19 protein-coding genes and 1 pseudogene are annotated in these 18,243 nt (G+C 33.3%); 3 read left to right on the top strand and 17 right to left on the bottom strand.

Annotated elements, in window-relative coordinates; genetic code table 11:
* Window positions 1–121: 121 nt before the first annotated feature.
* The 12 genes and pseudogenes from cobA to KA828_RS07020 all read right to left on the bottom strand — a co-directional run bounded on the left by cobA (window position 122) and on the right by KA828_RS07020 (window position 10,420).
* A complete protein-coding gene (gene cobA / locus KA828_RS07075; RefSeq protein WP_210125905.1) occupies window positions 122–1,066 on the bottom strand; it encodes a uroporphyrinogen-III C-methyltransferase in 945 nt (314 codons plus the stop codon).
* Window positions 1,057–1,371, bottom strand: a complete 315-nt coding sequence (gene nirD, locus KA828_RS07070; protein ID WP_011274977.1) for a nitrite reductase small subunit NirD — start codon at window positions 1,369–1,371, stop codon at window positions 1,057–1,059. Before nirD ends, cobA begins: the two co-directional genes overlap by 10 nt.
* Window positions 1,372–1,374: 3 nt before the next feature.
* Complete coding sequence (gene nirB / locus KA828_RS07065) at window positions 1,375–3,786, bottom strand: nitrite reductase large subunit NirB (RefSeq protein WP_210125903.1); 2,412 nt, start codon at window positions 3,784–3,786, stop codon at window positions 1,375–1,377.
* A gap of 248 nt (window positions 3,787–4,034) precedes the next feature.
* Window positions 4,035–4,751 (bottom strand): sirohydrochlorin chelatase, encoded by a 717-nt coding sequence (locus KA828_RS07060; RefSeq protein WP_210125901.1) that lies wholly within the window; start codon window positions 4,749–4,751, stop codon window positions 4,035–4,037.
* A gap of 206 nt (window positions 4,752–4,957) precedes the next feature.
* Window positions 4,958–5,779 carry a formate/nitrite transporter family protein gene (locus tag KA828_RS07055; protein ID WP_210125899.1) on the bottom strand — a complete coding sequence of 274 codons (822 nt, stop codon included), beginning with the start codon at window positions 5,777–5,779 and terminating at the stop codon, window positions 4,958–4,960.
* 142 nt (window positions 5,780–5,921) lie between these two features.
* The gene (locus KA828_RS07050) at window positions 5,922–6,104 is read right to left on the bottom strand and encodes a hypothetical protein (protein WP_053028706.1); all 183 of its coding nucleotides are present in this window, start codon (window positions 6,102–6,104) and stop codon (window positions 5,922–5,924) included.
* A gap of 59 nt (window positions 6,105–6,163) precedes the next feature.
* The gene (locus KA828_RS07045) at window positions 6,164–6,643 is read right to left on the bottom strand and encodes an SRPBCC family protein (protein ID WP_210125897.1); all 480 of its coding nucleotides are present in this window, start codon (window positions 6,641–6,643) and stop codon (window positions 6,164–6,166) included.
* Window positions 6,644–6,801: 158 nt separating this feature from the next.
* Window positions 6,802–7,317, bottom strand: coding sequence for a YceI family protein (locus KA828_RS07040; RefSeq protein WP_053028707.1), 516 nt, complete (start codon window positions 7,315–7,317; stop codon window positions 6,802–6,804).
* 136 nt (window positions 7,318–7,453) lie between these two features.
* Window positions 7,454–9,003, bottom strand: a pseudogene (gene adcA, locus KA828_RS07035) (zinc ABC transporter substrate-binding lipoprotein AdcA).
* 189 nt (window positions 9,004–9,192) lie between these two features.
* Complete coding sequence (locus KA828_RS07030; RefSeq protein WP_210125895.1) at window positions 9,193–9,381, bottom strand: hypothetical protein; 189 nt, start codon at window positions 9,379–9,381, stop codon at window positions 9,193–9,195.
* A 63-nt stretch (window positions 9,382–9,444) separates the two neighbouring features.
* Window positions 9,445–10,038 carry a DsbA family protein gene (locus KA828_RS07025; protein ID WP_075108110.1) on the bottom strand — a complete coding sequence of 198 codons (594 nt, stop codon included), beginning with the start codon at window positions 10,036–10,038 and terminating at the stop codon, window positions 9,445–9,447.
* 22 nt (window positions 10,039–10,060) lie between these two features.
* Window positions 10,061–10,420 (bottom strand): DUF4467 domain-containing protein, encoded by a 360-nt coding sequence (locus KA828_RS07020; protein WP_053028710.1) that lies wholly within the window; start codon window positions 10,418–10,420, stop codon window positions 10,061–10,063.
* Between the two features lie 254 nt (window positions 10,421–10,674).
* Here KA828_RS07020 and KA828_RS07015 point away from each other — a divergent pair, with 254 nt between their 5' ends.
* Complete coding sequence (locus KA828_RS07015; RefSeq protein WP_210125893.1) at window positions 10,675–11,919, top strand: aminoacyltransferase; 1,245 nt, start codon at window positions 10,675–10,677, stop codon at window positions 11,917–11,919.
* Between the two features lie 73 nt (window positions 11,920–11,992).
* Here KA828_RS07015 and KA828_RS07010 read toward each other — a convergent pair whose 3' ends face one another.
* From KA828_RS07010 to KA828_RS06995, 4 genes are all read right to left on the bottom strand, one after another.
* Entirely contained in the window at window positions 11,993–12,724 is a 732-nt protein-coding gene (locus KA828_RS07010) for an amino acid ABC transporter ATP-binding protein (RefSeq protein ID WP_075108112.1), read from the bottom strand.
* Window positions 12,721–13,440, bottom strand: coding sequence for an amino acid ABC transporter permease (locus KA828_RS07005; RefSeq protein WP_053029051.1), 720 nt, complete (start codon window positions 13,438–13,440; stop codon window positions 12,721–12,723). The genes KA828_RS07010 and KA828_RS07005 overlap by 4 nt, the downstream gene beginning before the upstream one ends.
* A complete protein-coding gene (locus tag KA828_RS07000) occupies window positions 13,421–14,221 on the bottom strand; it encodes a transporter substrate-binding domain-containing protein (RefSeq protein WP_053028713.1) in 801 nt (266 codons plus the stop codon). The genes KA828_RS07005 and KA828_RS07000 overlap by 20 nt, the downstream gene beginning before the upstream one ends.
* Window positions 14,222–14,486: 265 nt before the next feature.
* Window positions 14,487–15,938 (bottom strand): MDR family MFS transporter, encoded by a 1,452-nt coding sequence (locus KA828_RS06995; RefSeq protein ID WP_075108113.1) that lies wholly within the window; start codon window positions 15,936–15,938, stop codon window positions 14,487–14,489.
* Window positions 15,939–16,106: 168 nt separating this feature from the next.
* On the opposite strand from KA828_RS06995, the gene KA828_RS06990 reads away from it, so the two are divergent.
* Window positions 16,107–16,220 (top strand): putative metal homeostasis protein, encoded by a 114-nt coding sequence (locus tag KA828_RS06990; RefSeq protein ID WP_142237115.1) that lies wholly within the window; start codon window positions 16,107–16,109, stop codon window positions 16,218–16,220.
* A gap of 95 nt (window positions 16,221–16,315) precedes the next feature.
* Here the strand turns inward: KA828_RS06990 and KA828_RS06985 are convergent, their stop codons facing one another.
* Window positions 16,316–17,002 (bottom strand): 2,3-diphosphoglycerate-dependent phosphoglycerate mutase, encoded by a 687-nt coding sequence (locus KA828_RS06985; protein WP_070854671.1) that lies wholly within the window; start codon window positions 17,000–17,002, stop codon window positions 16,316–16,318.
* Between the two features lie 512 nt (window positions 17,003–17,514).
* Here KA828_RS06985 and KA828_RS06980 point away from each other — a divergent pair.
* Window positions 17,515–18,078 carry an aggregation-promoting factor C-terminal-like domain-containing protein gene (locus tag KA828_RS06980; RefSeq protein ID WP_210125891.1) on the top strand — a complete coding sequence of 188 codons (564 nt, stop codon included), beginning with the start codon at window positions 17,515–17,517 and terminating at the stop codon, window positions 18,076–18,078.
* Window positions 18,079–18,243 lie beyond the last annotated feature (165 nt).

The raw sequence follows: 18,243 nt of genomic DNA, 5'->3' as shown, positions 1-18,243 counted from the left end.
CACATATGATAGGTATTAGGGAATGTCCTAATTTGAATGGGGGAATCCCTAAAAAATAAAAAAAGCAGGCAGTGGTACTTAACTCTCTAAGAATTTGTAGTACCACGCCTGCAAGGATGACTTAACAATTAATATATTTAATTTTATTGTCATTGATAATTTGTTGATGTAAGTGTTGTTGTGTTGGATGGTAACTTTCATCAACGTCTATTAAACAGCGATAACCTGTTTCTGACATTTCTTCTGCTTTTAATAAAGCACCTTCTTTAGAACCTTTTATCACATATAATGTATCATCAACATTGCGTTCATGTTCTTGTGACACAACGTGTGCTTTATCGATATGATCAACAATCGCGCCTAATATACAGATACCTGGTTCACCTTCAAGTTCATGTTGTTGTAATTGATGTTCAATTGTACTTAATTTACCAATAATTACACGTTGGTTATAACACGTTGCATTAAAGACAATTGCAATCGAATAATCTTCAGTTGTATACGCAGTAATTTGTTTGATAATATGACCTAATCGCTTAATTCCCATATAGATAGCTAACGTACCACCATTAATGAGATTACGAATATCCGTTTCTTGATTGATTGAATCTTTGAAATGGCCTGTCGAGAACGTAACACTTGGTGCTACTGATCGTAATGTCAAACCTAAATCCATTGTTGCAACAGCTGCACTTGCCGAAGTGACACCAGGAACAATTTCGTATTCAATGTCATAGTCTTTTAAAGTATTCACTTCTTCAGTAACACGACCAAATATCGCTGGATCGCCACCTTTAAGACGTATCACCGTTTGATATTGTTTTGCAGCCTCAACGATTTTCAAATTGATTTCATCTTGCTGTATATGTTTCGCATAAGGTTTTTTACCGACATCAATGATTTCAGCGTCAGCTGGTGCATATTGTAGGATAAGCGGATTAACTAAACGATCATACAGAATAACGTCTGCTTTCTTAATGCATCGCTCTGCTTTTTTAGTTAAAAGGTTGGGGTTACCAGGACCCGCACCAATCAAATATACCTTTGTTTTCTCATTTATAGACATACATAAACGTCTCCATCAATGACTTCCACTTGATATGTTTCAACACATCCCGTATCTGGTTCTTGGACTTCTCCACTTCTTAAATCAACTTTTTGATCATGTAATGGGCAATAAACATAGTCACCACTCACTGTTCCTTCTGATAAAGGCCCTTGTTTATGAGGACAAATATTATTAATTGCATGAATGTCTCCACTTTCAGTTAAGAAAATGCCAATTTCTTTACCATCAACAATTACTTTTTTACCAATTAATGGTGTTAATTCTTCTAATGTCGTTACTTTAACTTTTTCCATAGATTTCATCGTTTACACCCTCTCAACTTCAAAGATTTTTTGAGCTTCTTTATCTTCAACGATTGCTTCCCAAGGTTCGCCATGTCCATCAATCGCTTTTTTAGCATCCATAATTCTATCGAATAATTCTTTTTGACGTTCAGGATCTAATAACACTTCTTTGACGTTTTCAAAGCCTAAACGATTTAACCAAGGTGCAGTTCTTTCTGCGTAAATACCTGTTTCACGATAATATTGCATTAATGCACCACATAATTGGATCACATCATCTTCAGTTTCAACAGTAGTTAATAATTTACCTACAGTAACGTCTGTACCTCCGTTACCGCCAATATAAATTTGATATCCATTTTCTACTGAGATAACACCGAAATCTTTAACACCAGATTCAACACAACTACGTGGGCAACCAGATACACCCATTTTAAATTTATGTGGTGTGTCGATGTATTCAAATGTTTTTTCTAAACGAATACCTAAGCGTGTAGTATATTGTGTACCAAATCGACAGAATTCTTTACCGACACAACTTTTAACAGAACGTGTTTTCTTACCATAGGCTGATGCTGAACGCATACCTAAATCTTTCCAAACTTGAGGTAATTCTTCTTTTTTCAATCCGTATAAACCAACACGTTGTGAACCTGTTACTTTAACTAAAGGTACGTTGTATTTTTTAGCAACTTCGCCTAATCGAATCAATTGATCAGCATCTGTTACGCCACCACGCATTTGTGGAATAACAGAGAATGTACCATCGTTTTGAATATTAGCATGGTAACGTTCATTTGCGAATCGTGATTCTTTTTCATCCTGGTGATCATGTGGATATACCATATTTAAATAGTAGTTAATTGCTGGTCGACATTTAGGGCAACCATTTTTATCTTTAAAATCGAGAACATGACGCACTTCTTTAGAAGTTTTAAGCCCTTTAGCTCTGATTTGCGTTACAATTTGGTCGCGTGTTAAGTCTGTACATGCACAAATACCAGTTGGTTTTGCTGCTACAAAGTCATCACCTAATGTGCATTGTAATAACTCGCCGATTTGACCTTTACATTTACCACAAGAGTTACCTGCTTTAGTTGCTTTTGTAACTTCGTCAACAGATGTTAAACCTTTCGTAGTAATTGCATTCACAATCGTACCTTTATCGACACCATTACAACCACAAATCGTTTCATCGTCTGGCATGTCAGCGATTGATGTTACCGCTTCTTCGCCACCTTTGTATAATAATGAAACCAATGTATAGTCTTCTAAAGATTCATGTTTTTTCATCATGTTATAAAATCTTGAACCATCATCCGTATCACCGTACAACACTGCTCCGACAACTTGACCTTCACTTAAGTACACTTTTTTATAAATGTTATCTACACTATTGAAAATTTCAATCCCATGGACATTATCATTTTCAACAATTTGTCCTGCGCTGTATAAATCACAGCCAGATACTTTTAATGAAGTGAATGTTGTAGACCCTTTATAACCTTCTGTTTCTTTGCCAGTTAAATAGTCGGCTAACACTTTACCTTGTTCATAAAGTGGTGCAACTAAACCATATACTTTGCCATTATGTTCTGAACACTCACCGACAGCGTAAATATTAGGATCTGATGTTTGTAAATAATCATTAACGACGATACCTCTATTCACTTCTAGTCCCGCATCACGTGCTACTTGCGTGAAGGGACGAATACCTACTGCCATAACGACTAAATCTGTTTCAATCACTCTTCCATCTGCCAATTTAATCGCTTCAACATCATCTTTACCGATAATTTCTTTAGAGTTTGCTTGTAATTCGATATTCATACCTTGACGTTTTAAATCTGCTTTAAGCATACCACCAGCTTTACGATCTAGCTGCATTTCCATTAGCCATTCTGCTAAGTGTAGTACAGTAACCTCCATGCCTTGGTCCATAAGACCTCTTGCACATTCAAGTCCTAACAATCCACCACCAATGACGACTGCTCTTTTTTTCGTTTTAGCGATGTCAATCATACGTTCAGTATCTTCGATTGTTCTCCAACCAATTACACTTGGTAAATCTGAACCAGGTATAGGTAATACAAATGCACTTGAACCAGTTGCAAAAATACAGATATCGTATTTAACTTCAATACCTTTTGAAGTTGTTACCGTTTGAGCGGAACGATCAACTGTTTCCACTGGGTCATTAACGATTAACTCGATGTTATTTTCTTCATACCATTCATATGGATTCATGATTGTTTCTTCAACAGTCATTTTCTTTTGTAATATATTTGATAACATAATTCTGTTATAATTCGGGTAAGGTTCTTTACCAATAATCGTGATATCAAATTGTGAATCAGAACGTTCAAGAATTTCTTCGATCGTTCTTAAACCTGCCATGCCGTTTCCAATCATTACTAATTTTTGTTTAGTCATAAAATATGCCCCTTTTATCACTTAAAATTTACTTATTTTCCATTTGCAATATTTGTTATTATTAAATGTTTGAATTTATACATTTGTTTCTTCACTGTTATTCTATAACAAATCTTCTCAAAAATGTGATTAAATTCACAAATATTAGTAAAATCGGGGAATTCCCTAATACGCTATTTGCACATAAAATAATAGGAATAGGACAATGCATTCAATACAAATGGCGTCCTACTCCTTATAATCTGAGTTTATTTATTATCTAATTGTTCTAAACGATCACTAATAATTAATTTTAAAATGTTATCAAAGTTGATAGATGGCGTAATATGCAGTGTACCTTGAATATCCATTTCCGAAATCAGGCGTTTCACTTTATTAACAAGGCGTCCATCATATAGAAACATAGGTACAACAATTAATGTTTCATATTGCTCAGCTAATTGGTCTAAATCATTTCTGAAGGTAATATCACCATATAATGTTCGACAAAAGACAGGTACGTCTTGCTTTAGCTTCTTACCAAAGGATTTCAACTCATCATGCGCTTGCGTATATGAAAAACTACCATGCGCAATAAGAACAATGGCATGATTTACCGAAGCATCCACATTAACGTCATGAATTCGTCTTTCAACTAAATCGACCATTAAATCGTGTGTGCCAAGTGGTTCACTAATCTCGTAATGTATTTGTGGGTGTGTTTGTTTAATGTGCGCAAGTATATTCGGCACATCTACAATATAGTGCATGGCTGAAAAAATTAATAACGGCACCACTTTAAAATGTGTTTCTCCCGCTTGAATTAAACGCCCTATTGTATTCTCAATACTTTTCTCTTCACTCTCTATAAATGCGAGTTCATATTGATAGGTTTCATCTCTTAAGAGCGACTCTAAAAATGCTTCTAACGCTTGATTTTGGTCACCTTTTCTCATACCATGTGCAACTAAAATATTGGCTACCAATCCTGTCATCCCCCTTTAATCCATGTGCAATCACAATCCATTGAATGCGTCATTAAACTTTAAATGTTGATTAAAATCATATGTTTTTCTACTAATCAAGTCAAGTCTGTTGGTTAATTTGTCACTAATAAAAAAAATTGAGACAAACATAGGGTAGAATTCCTAGTGAATTCATTATCCCGGCCGTTAATCTCAACCAATCCGCCTTATTTATTAATTAAACTATCACGTGAACCATTCAAATAGGCATAAACTAAACCAATAAAGATACCCCCACCGATATAGTTACCAATTAAAGCAAACACAATATTTTTGATAACATCTAACCATGAAAGTGCATCTAAATTATAAAACACCATGCCTGCATATAAACCTGCATTAAAGACAACGTGTTCATAACCCATAAATACGAACACGACAACTCCTGCCGCAATAAAGAACGCTCTTGCTAATCCTTCTTTAAATAACATAGATACATAAATACCAATATTAATAAAGAAGTTACAAAAGATGGCTTTAACTAAAATATTTAGCCATGTTGATTCTACTGTCTTCATATGTACTGTTTTACTTAAACTGGCAATCATTTCCGGCGTCATTATATGTGTCCCTTTCATTAAGAAAAATAAAATAAATCCGCCAATAATATTTCCAATAAAGCAGAATAAGAAAATGAGTAGCATCTTATTAATAGTAATCGCTCTGTAATACCAGCCTACCGTTAAATACATAAAATTACTGGTCAATAATTCTGAATTAGTCAATACAATTAAAACTAAAGCTAAACTAAACGCAATCGCACCCAATAAATTAACTAATCCTTCGTTAGTTCCAGCAAATTGTGTTTTAATTGCTAACATAAATACAGTTACGATTGCTAATAAAAAACCTGACATCATCGCTTTCAAAGCGTATCGTCCAGGCATTTTCTTTGCCATGATTTCTTTCGTCTGTACTTGTCCAACAGCCGCTTCTACAATATCACGAGTTGCGTGGGTATCTTCAACCGTTTTATTGTTCTTCAACATATGTATGCCCCCTACATCCTTTTCAAGTTATGTTTCAATTATATATTTTTTAAGAAAACATGAATAGATTAAATTTCAAACATCAAAAAAGTGAGGTGAGCTCGTGTCGTGTAAACACGATGCCACCTCACTTTGAGATTTACTATTTTTGTGATTTAAGTCTAGATAAATAACGCAATCCTGTAGCAAAGATACCATAGCCTAATGCAGTTCTTAACACATATTTAATTGCACTATTATCAATCGCTTTTGAATTCAATAGGATTGTAGGGATTAAAGTACTAACTGAAAATAAAGCAAGTACTTTCAAATATCTTTCCTTCATTTCATCAACCTCATTTCATCTACATTATAACGTAAATTTAGTGAGATTTTTTGACATCCTTATGACTTTTTACGTTTCAATAGTGCATCAAGTTGGTCTAACGTAGAATTCATTCCCGCTTCTACACCCATATCAAGTGCTTGTTGCGCAGCATCTTTCGTTGGAAAAATTGAAGTTGACGTAACACGCGTGCGTTCCTCTGATTCTGAAGTAAAATCCATGAAAATTTGCATACCAGGTAATGTTGTATCTTTTTCACCTTGAGGCGTAGCAAAGAAATCAAAATATTCAATGTGATGCGGTTTTTCGACTTTTTTATATTCTGTAAGTGTATAACTTGTTTGTTCTGGCATTTCAATCGCAAAGAAAGCATCCCCACCGGCAACCGGATTAAAACGATATACCTTTGTTTTGCCTCCTTGAGGATGGAACCATTGCTCAAATAACGCTTTCGTTGTGTACGATTCAAATACTTCATTGATTGGTGCTTCGAACGTTCTCGTAAATATAATTTTATTATCTTTGATCTGAATTGACATGTTAATCCCCCTACTTTAAAAAATGACTCACTCTGAATTTACCAGTTATTTATTTTTAATACAAAGATATAAAAAAACTCCCTTCAAAATTCACATGATCTCAATGTCTACTTTGAAGGGAGTCTATGCTTATATGTCGTATTTATTGTGACGAATGATTAGTCTTCAAGTGGAAATTCTAAATCGAATTCAACATGTAAGTCTTTGCCTAATAAGAATCCGCCAGTTTCAAGTTGTTGGTTAAATGTAATACCATATTTTTCACGATTAAGATTACCAGTAATAACTAAACCAGCTGTATTTTTACCGTTAAGTGGGTTTAAGCTAATACCTTTATAATCTAAATCAAATGTTTCTTCATGTGTTTGGTCTTTCATTGTTAAGTTACCAGTAACTGATTTTTCATCTACTTTTGTAATTTCAAATTTAATTTCTGGATAGTTTTCAGCGTCTAAGAAATCTGCGCTTTTAAGATGATTATCACGATCTGCTACTTTCGTATCAATTGAATTTGCTTTAACAGTAAACGTACCTTGTAATGAACTTAAATCGTTAAAATCACCTGAGATGTTAGCGTCAAATTCGTTAAAACGTCCTTTAACATTTGATACAACTAAGTGTTGAATAGAAAAGTTAACTCCTGAATGTGCTGGGTCTAAATTTAAATTAGCCATGTTTACATACCTCCAATATTTAAATTATGAAACTACGTAGCTGAAAACCAGTACGATAGTTTGTATAATTATTATACTTAGTATAATAAAACAACTTAAATAGAAATACAAGTAAAAAGACTCACATTTAAATGATTTAATGTGCTAACATTTCTTCTTTGATATCATCTTTATCTAATGAAGCAGGATAGTACGTTGGCCAGTGATCCATTTCTTTAAGTAATGTTTCATTGTTATCACCCATAAAGATATGGAAATGTTCAGCTTTCTTAGGTGCAATATTATGATCACTAAACTGAACATATTTCGGTAATGATGGCGTATCATTGTTTGTCAATTTATAAATAAATCTCACACCGCGATTACCTTTCTTATAATCTAAGATTTTTTTACCAACATATTCATACGTTCCAGTTACCTTATTCCCATTTTTTTCAAAAGTAATGTTGTCACCTTCAATATGAATGTTAGAAATATCAGTTTTATAACCTTTTTCATAGTATGCTTTATACTCTTTTGCTGTCATACTGCTATCTTCTTCAGATTTATGTTTCATAACATCATCTAAATCACCATTTTTTAAATAGGGATAAACTGATTGCCTTCACCTTCATAATCTGATAGCGCACGATCTTTAACTTGCTCATCTTTAAAATAACCATCTGAAATTGCTTTGTCATGCTTATGTTCAGCTTTGTCATCTTGCACTTTTATATTGGAACCCAATGCTTTATCTAAAGCTTCAATATTTTTGTTCATTAATGTTTGATAATTTATTGATGTGTCTTTAGATTGTTCTTTATTTAATGACTCCATATTATAGAATTTTAATGGCTTGGCGTTGGTTTCTTTTCTGATTGTCTCAGTCACTTTATTGGCAACATTATCTTCGTATAATATGTATTTAACATTTTTCTCATTAATCTCTTTAACTAATTGTGTAAGTGCTTTTTGAGAAGGGTCTTCAGCGTTCATATTTTGAATTCCCTTTTGAACAAAGCCATAGCGATCTGCGAGATAACCTAAAGATTCATGTGAAATAAATACAGCATTACCTTGTTTATCTTTAGTAATGTCTTTTAATTTATTGTCAATGTCATCTAACGATTTTTCTAATTTTTTAAAATTTTTCTCATATTCATTTTTATGCTTTGGATCTTTAGCTACTAACTGATCTTTAATTTCTTTAGCAAAGATTTTATTTTTCTCAGGATCTAACCATACGTGTGGATCATATCCGCCATGATGATGGTGGTGATGTTCATGTGCATCTGCATGTTCTTCATCACCGTGTTCATGCTGATCTGTGAGTAATGTTGAACGGTCTAATTTATCTTGTAATGATACTTTCTTTTTATCATCTTTAATTGTTGCTGCAACTTTCTTAGCGACTGGATCTAAATCGTCACCTGTATACACGAATAAATCAGATTTATTAACCTTTAACATGTCTTTCTGAGTTGGTTCATAATCATGTAAGTCTGAGCCAGCAGGATAAATGGATGATACATTCACATGATTACCACCTATTTGTTCTATAAAAGATTGTAAAGGATAAACGGTTGTAGACACATTGATTTTATCGCCATCCTTTGACGCCTTATTAGAACTATCTTCTTTTCCGCAAGCTACTAAAACACATAATATTATAGATAATAAAACGGTAAGACTTAAAAATCGCTTCATAATGTTCCTCCTAAATAGTAATAATTACGATTTAAAAGTATAGCTTCATTTGTATAAAATTACAATAGTTTTTTTAATTTTCTTATTCATCGTTTTAAAGAAATGACATCGATTAAAATTAATTTATTATATTAATCTCTCGATACTTGGTTATCATTATTAGATTCAATGCTTTTGAAATTTAAACCTTCACTTCACGCTAGTAGCATGGTTTTCTAGCTGGACCACCCCAGCCTGCTTTGCTTGTTGAATTTCTGGGTGAAATTCTTTTTGCTGGTGCCCCCACCCCAGCTTGCTTTGCTTGTCGAATTTCTGGGTGAAATTCTTTTTGCTGGGGCCCCAGATGACAAAAACGCCCTTCAAAGTTTCATTTTTCAATGTTTACTTCGAAGGGCGTATATCAATTTTAGTGTTAATGTTTATGACACGTTCATTTCAGCATTATAAGTATTTCGTCCACTCTTTAACTTTGTATGGATCTTTTACTTTTTTACCATTGATAAAAACAGTTGGAACTGTGTCAATTTTATTATCTTCTGTTAGTTTCTTTTGTTCGTCAGCTTTTTTCCAAGCGTTACTATTTTTAGTTTTATATTGTTTTTTAATTTCTGTTTTCTGTTGACTTGTAATATCTAATTTATCAATTTCTCTATCTAAAAAGTCTTCAGTCAGCCACTTTTTATTTTCGTCTTTTTGGTTGGCAAATACATTACGTTGAAATGTTAAGTATTTATTAGGCGCAACCTCTTGTACTGCATTGCCAGCTCTTGAACCAACTATAGAGTCTTTATCTAGAAAGCCAGCATTTACAAATTGGTACTCGACTTTATTCGTATCAATATAGTCTTTTTTTATTGTCGGCATGACGTTCTCTTCAACTTTTTTACAGTACGGACATTTAAAATCTCCATACTCAACGATTAAAATCTTCCCGTTTTTTGTTTTAGGTGGTTGTTTCTCTTTGTTGTTAGTACATGCACTCATGATGACGATGATAACCATCAACATGCTTAAAATTGAAATGATTTTCTTCATAGATGCTCCTTTTCATTTTGTATTAATTCATGTTTTCTTCTTTATAATCAGCATCATGTGATTCTATATATTGCTTTGTATCGAAGTTATCCAAATATTTTCCCTTTTTCCCATCAAATTGATATGTGTAGTAATGAACTTCCTCATTATTACTTAATGGCTTATAAGCTAAAACAACATACTTACCATCTTCATAAACATAAATATTCGCATCTTTTTTATCAAAGTGCTTAACCATATCGCCTGTATCATGCTTAGCCATTTGTTCTTGCTTTTGATCTTGCATTTTTACAGCTTTATCTATTTTATCTACATATTTATCATTACCGCATGCTGCTAGCAATACGATACCTAAAGTTAACATAACTAATATACGTTTCATACATTCACTCCTATTGCCCAATTCTATAAATCTCACCTTATACTTCTGTTGCAAATACTATCATACAATGGTTTTAGATTATGCGCTAGTTCATAAAAATTTAGTTTTCTAAAAATATTTATTAGTATAATTTTAATATATATTTAAATCTACAACTAAAGTACGATGTAATTTAATTAGTTATTATGTGTAATATTTAATGTAATTTGCTAAAATGAAATGTAATTCTTAAAAATACAGAGGAGTAGATGAATATGAAATTCGTAACTTTAACATCGGGGGAATTTGAGAAATTTACGTCCAGTCATTTCTCACATTATACGCAATCACGAATTCACTTTGAAAATAGAAATGAATTAAAGGGTGATGTACACATTGTAGGTGTCAAAGATGACAGTGACAACGTTATCGCTGCTACGTTAATGACTGAAGCGCGTGCATTAAAAGTATTCAAATATTTTTATACACATCGTGGACCGGTAATGGACTACAGTAATATTGAATTGGTTCACTTTTTCTTTAAATCATTAACACGCTATTTAAAAAAACACAATTGCCTATATGTCTTAGTTGATCCATATATTTTAGAGAACTTACGTAACGCAGACGGAGAAATTTTAGAGAGCTATGATAATCGTGCCGTAATCAAAACGTTGGAAGAATTGGGTTATAAACATCAAGGATGGTCAGTTGGTTACAGTACAATGAGTCAAATACGTTGGTTATCTATCTTAGATTTAAAAGACAAATCAGAAGATCAACTACTTAAAGAAATGGACTATCAAACTCGTCGTAATATTAAAAAAACGTATGAAATGGGTGTAAAAGTAAGAACACTTCCTATGGATGAAACAGATACTTTCTTCGAATTGTTCCAAATGGCCGAAGAAAAACATGGCTTCAAATTTAGAGACAAACCTTACTTTTATGAAATGCAAAAAACATACAAAGACCATGCTATGCTAAAACTTGCTTATATCGATTTAAAAGATTATTTATCTACTCTTCAAGAAAAGCATGATACATTAACACAACAATTAGCGGACGTTGATGCAGTGTTGAAAGAAAATCCGAATTCTAAGAAAAATAAAAATAAGCGCACGCAAATACAACAACAAGTTGATAGTAACAAACGTAAATTAAATGAAACGAAAGATAAAATTGACCAAGAAGGCGAAATACTTAATCTAGCCGCTGCTTTATATTTATATAATGACCATGAAGTTTATTACCTATCCAGTGGCTCAAACCCTAAATATAATGCGTACATGGGTGCGTATCGCTTACAATGGGACATGATTAAATTTGCGAAAGAACATAACGTTGATCGTTATAATTTCTATGGTATTACTGGAGACTTTAGCGAAGATGCTGAAGACTTCGGTGTACAACAATTCAAAAAAGGATTCAACGCGAATGTGTATGAATATATTGGTGATTTCATCAAACCTATCAAACCTTTTGCATACCGAGTTATGCAACTTTTAAATCGTAAATAAGCATGATAAAAAACATTTCAACTAAAAAACACTTCCTAAAGCACATGTGAGTACTTTAGGAAGTGTTTTGTTATTAGTCTTCATTGATTACATTTAGGAAGCGACGTAATTCTTCTGTTTTGGGATGTTCGAAGATGTCTTCCGGTGCCCCTTGTTCACCTATACGTCCTTCATGTATAAAGACGATTTTATTTGAAACTTGACGTGCGAAACGCATTTCATGCGTAACAATGACCATTGTCATTCCTTCATCAGCTAATTCTTTGATTACACGAAGTACATCATTCACTAATTCAGGGTCTAAAGCAGATGTCGGTTCATCAAACAACATCACTTGTGGGTTCATTGCTAATGCTCTAGCAATGGCTACACGTTGTTGTTGACCACCTGATAGCGCATGTGGGCGTTGATCTTTAACACTTGTTAAACCAACTTTTTCAAGTAACCCCATCGCTCTTTCTTTAGCATCTGCTTTATTCATTTTCTTAACCGTCACTAACCCTTCCATAACATTTTCCAATGCTGATTTATGCGGAAATAGGTTATAACTTTGAAATACCATACCCGATTGCTTGCGTACGCTTATTTGAGACTTTTTATTGTTAGCTGTGTAGCTTTCACCATTAACCGTTACGTTACCTTTAGTTGGAATTTCTAAAGCATTAATCATACGTAGTAATGTCGTCTTACCTGAACCAGATCGTCCAATCAGTGTCACGACTTCCCCTTTATCTACATTTAAATCAATACCTTTAATGACTTCTTTATCATTGAACGATTTATGGATACCACTTAATTCAATCATGAGTTATACCCTCTTTCAATATATGATTCATAGAAGCTTTGAATAACTGAAATGATGAAACATACTACCCAATACATAACAGCTACAAGTATATAAATTGTGAAATACTCATAAGTTGTAGAAGCGACTTCTTGAGCTTTACGGAACATTTCTGCTACCAAGATAAAGCCAAGTAATGATGTATCTTTAATTAAACTTAAGAATGTATTACCTAAAGCTGGAATTGAAACACGAATCGCTTGTGGCAATATAATTCTTTGAATGGTTTGTCTATAGTTCATCCCTATAGAATAAGCCGCTTCAGTTTGACCTTTAGGTATTGAAATAATTCCACCACGTATAATTTCTGATGCATACGCACCAACATTAAGAGATAAACCAATGATAGCTGATACAACGGATGATAATGTCCATTGTTCATCAGCGTTACCCGTTAATAAACGCCCTAGTTCAGGAATACCATAAAAGATAATGAATAATTGAACGATCATCGGTGTACCACGAATAATTGACACATAAACACGTGCAATACCTTTTAAAACTTTACTTGTTGAAATACGCATTAACGCTGTAAATAAAGCAATGATCAAACCTAAGATAAATGTAACAATGGTAATTGGAATAGAATATTTTAATAATCCTTCCAACATCGGTCCAAATGCTTGCCCTGCCGCATCTAATGCATGTTGTTGTTGACTATTTAGGCTCAGAAACATTTTCACCGAACCATTTCTTACCAATTTTTGCTAATTCGCCATTTTCTTTTAATGTTTTAATGCCATCATTGAAATCAGATACAACTTTTTCATCAACATCTTTATTAAATGCAAATGCTGATTTACTTTGTTCTGCATTACCTTTGATTGCTTTAATTTTAGCATTTGGTTTTTGTTTTTTATAGTCTAAGTAAGATAAGCTATCGTTAAATGTACCATCAACACGATTAGATAATAATAAGTCCATCGCTTGGTTAAAGCCATCAACTTTCGTAATATCTGCGCCTTTATCTTTAGCTAATTGACCATAGTTTGACGTAAATGTTTGCGCCATTTTCTTACCTTTAACATCATCAAATGATTTGATATCTTTTTCATTTTCACGAACTACTAAAACTGCGCTTGAATACGTGTAAGGTGTAGAGAATTTATATTTATTCTCTCTTTCTTTATTTACACCTACTTGGTTAGCAATCACATCAAAACGTTTAGCGTCTAAGCCAGCAAACATTGAATCCCATGATGTTTCATTGAATTTAAGTTTGTAACCTTTTTCTTTTGCAACTGCTTTGATGACATCAATATCGTAACCAGTTAATTTGTCTTGTTTATTATGGAAAGTGAATGGTGCATATGTACCTTCAGTTCCTACTTTCAGTGTTTTACTATCACTATTGCTACTACTTGATTTAGAATCACTATTTTTATCTGATGATCCTCCATTTCCACAAGCAGCTAACACAAAGATAAGTGCTAAAGCAACAAATAAAAGTCTTTTCATCTACCTTGTCCTCCATATTCCTATTAGATTAGTCAGAATAAATTAATTCTAATCTCATAGGTAGGAATAGTCAACATTATTTTTATGTTTAATTAAGTGTTCAGAATGTTTGGATATTAATGATAAAGAAAAGAGACCAAGACATAAAGCGTTTATGTTTTAGGGAAGACATGGATGACATTCCTAAAGCTACATTGGAATATCAAGTATTTTCCAAATCACGCTCATCTTGATCTCTTATCATTTCGTGCAATAAATTATTAACTTATTGATCTTGCAACTTCGCTTCAGCCTTTACTTTTTTCTTGCTTTTAATTAAAAATGTAAGCAATAAACTAATAATCGTAATGATTACAGCAAACATAAACCCTGAATGGTAACCATGAAGCATAGCATCAATCTGTATTTGTTCTGCCGTTTCAGTTTTATTCATACCATGATAATCACGCATTGTCGGTTGAAAGTTTTTACTTGCTGTACTTAATATCGTAATCAAGCCTGCTGTTCCAATTGAACCGGCAATTTGTTGAATGGTATTTGTCATTGACGAACCATGTGCATTAAGTTCTGGTGTTAGTTGATTCATTGTATGAGTCATAATTGGCATTAAGCCCAATGCGATACCAATCATACGAATCGCATAAATCGTTGCTAACATAATGGTTGACGTATGCTCGTCCATCACTACAAAGTACGATGTCGTTACCAGTACAATAAACATGCCTATAATCGCTAATACTTTAGCCCCAAACGTTTCATATAACCATCCTGAAATAATCGACATGATGGCCATCACAATGGCACCTGGAAGTAAGATAAGTCCTGAGTCAATCGGTGTTCGACCTAGCAAGTTTTGTACAAACATTGGCAATACTGTTTCAGAACCAATCATTGAAATCATGGTTGCAGCCATTATCGATAACCCAACTGCAAACTCTTTATTCTTAAATACTTTAAAGCTTAATAATGGATTATCAAGTTTTTCTTGGCGCCAAATAAACAAACCTACTAATATTAAGCCACCAATAATCGTGGTTAAGACAAGCGGATCATCCCATCCATCACTCGAAATAGAACTTACACCGTATAACAATCCACCAAAACCTAGTATTGATAATGTGATAGAAATGAGATCGATAGGTGTTCTAACGGTTGTTCCTACATTTTTAATAATTTTTAATGCAATCAGAAATGTGATTGCTGAAATCGGTGCAACGACATGGAACAGTGATCGCCAATTAAAATATTCCACTAAATAACCAGATAATGTAGGTCCAATGGCTGGAGCAAGACCTATAACGAGTCCAAACATCCCCATATATTTACCACGTTCATGCGGTTGAAAGATATCTAGAATGGTCGTCATCATCAATGGCATCATAATACCTGAGCCTAAAGCTTGTATAATTCGTGCAATTAAAAGTATCGTAAAGTTCGGACTAAAACCACCTAGCATCGTCCCAAGGAAGAAGATGACAATTCCAGTTAAGAAGACTTGTCTCGTAGAGTATCGCTGTATAATAAATGCAGATAACGGAATAACAACGCCATTAGTGAGTAAGAATGCTGTTGTTAACCATTGAACTTGTGAATATTCAATATTGAAATCTTTCATGATACTCGGCAATGCTGTAGTAAGTAATGTTTCATTAAGTAATCCAAAGAATCCGCCTAATAACATCGTAAATATCATTGCTAATTTTTGTTTATGTGACATACTATTCCCCTTCTATCTATTTATGCGTTCAATAGATACATTTGACAATTATACAATATCATTTTTTGATTTTCATATAAGATATTAATATTATTTTGATAAATCGTAATAATTCCTATTTATATTTTTACTATTTTCCTTTATCCTTTTAAAAAGGAGGAATCAAATATGAAACTAGATTTACAAACAGCACGTCGTAATTTGAACAGTCCTAATATCAAAACGCGCAAGCGTGCATTAAAAGTCATCAAACAACATAAACGCAATCGTAAATCAGCTTAATACAATCCATTTCTTCCATAAATAACTCCTAAAAAAGGAGTAGCACATGTAATCTATCGCATAGCATTACTTGTACTACTCCTTTAATTTATGAATTATAAATAATAATGATCAATAACATTTAAATTGTCATCTAATTCGTAAATTAGCGGTGCACCTGTTTTAATTTCATATCCAATAATATCTTCATCAGATACATGATCCAAATATTTAATTAACGCACGTATTGAATTACCATGTGCAGCGACTAAAACCGTTTCTCCATCTAATAGATGTTGAGAAATTTTATCTGTCCAAATGGGTACCACTCGTTCTAATGTCGTTTTTAAACTTTCTGAATAAGGCATCATGCGATGATCTAAATGTCTATAACGACGATCTTTTAAATAAGATTCACGTTGTTCTTCAGTTTGTGCAGGTGGTTTAACATCATATGAGCGTCGCCATTGATGCACTTGTTCTTCACCAAATTCTTTACGTGCTTCATCTTTATTAAGTCCTTGTAATTTACCATAATGGCGTTCATTTAAACGCCAACTCTTATGGACTGGAATCCATTCTTGATCTGATTCAGCTAATAAAAACTGAGTTGTTTCTAATGCTCTCGTTAATAATGAAGTAAACGCTACATCAATTTCAATGCCATTTTCTTTTAATTTACGCCCAGATGTTATGGCTTCATTACGTCCCTGTTCAGATAGTTGAACATCTTCCCAACCTGTAAATAAATTTTTAGCATTCCATTCACTTTGACCGTGACGACATAAAATTAATTTTGGCATATAAAACACCTTCCTATACGTTAGATCGATTGTATGATTTCATTTAGCATGTCATCAATCAATGCCTAACTTCTAATTTAAAATTTACTTCCCTATGCTTTGTAACAAGTGACTTACTCTTTTTCTATTACATTTATTATAAAACTATTTCGCCAAATTTCATAATATCTAAGATTCAGTCCCTTAATGCCATAAATGACGTCATTTTGTCATGTTCGTTATCTTCAGTACATCTTTGATATGTTTTTTTGATTTTGTAGTAACCTATGTCATCAATTAAGGTGCTATAGTGTATCTACCGTAATCAACAGCAAGACATATTGGGATACCGTGACTAAACGCTATTAATTCAAAGCGCTGACTAAAGTTGAGCATCGTTTCGTTTAAGTCCCTATGCATTTAAGTCAGCTACTGCAAATACTTTGGTCAATTCATAATATTGAATTACCTTAGCCTAAATTTAGTAATTTTAGTTACATTACAAAAACCAATTTTAAAGGAGATTATTTAATATGAAGAAATCAATATTTACGTTAATGACGATGGTATCTTTAGGTGCCGCAGGATTGCAATCAGGTCAAGCGCACGCAAGTGAAATGACACACAACCAACAACAATCATGTCAATATAATCAACATACACAGTTACAACAAACTCAACCTTCACAACAAAATCAATATTCAAAGGTAGCATCAGCAGCAACTACAACTTCAAATACTACTGATACTTCATCAGAAAATACTGCATCAACAAGTAATACTACTGATACTTCATCAGAAAATACTGCATCAACAAGTAATACTACAGCTTCTAGTGATGAAAGTTCATCTTCAGTATATAAACAATTTATCGCAGCTGGAGGAACGCAAGAACTATGGGAGAAAATTGTCTTACCTGAATCCGGTGGAGATCCTAATGCGTCTAACGGACAATATCATGGTTTAGGACAAACCAATCAATCTTGGGGTTATGGTTCAGTTGAAACTCAAACTAAAGGCATGATTTCATATGCTAAAGAACGCTATGGCTCTATTGAAGCTGCGATTAGTTTCCGTGAATCAAACGGATGGTGGTAACATCCAATATAAATAAATGAACATATATTAAGAAAAGGCTGGGACAAAATAAAATGTCCCAGCTTAATTTATCATTTTGGCAGTAGCTGACTGATTTGAAAATGCGCTTAGATCAAGCTTTTTCAAACCTAGTCATCCTTGCGCGCGGGGCCCCAACAAAGAGAA

This window comes from Staphylococcus sp. GDY8P85P (genome assembly GCF_017892405.1).
Taxonomy (GTDB): domain Bacteria; phylum Bacillota; class Bacilli; order Staphylococcales; family Staphylococcaceae; genus Staphylococcus; species Staphylococcus borealis.
This window is presented reverse-complemented; position numbering and strand designations above follow the sequence as displayed.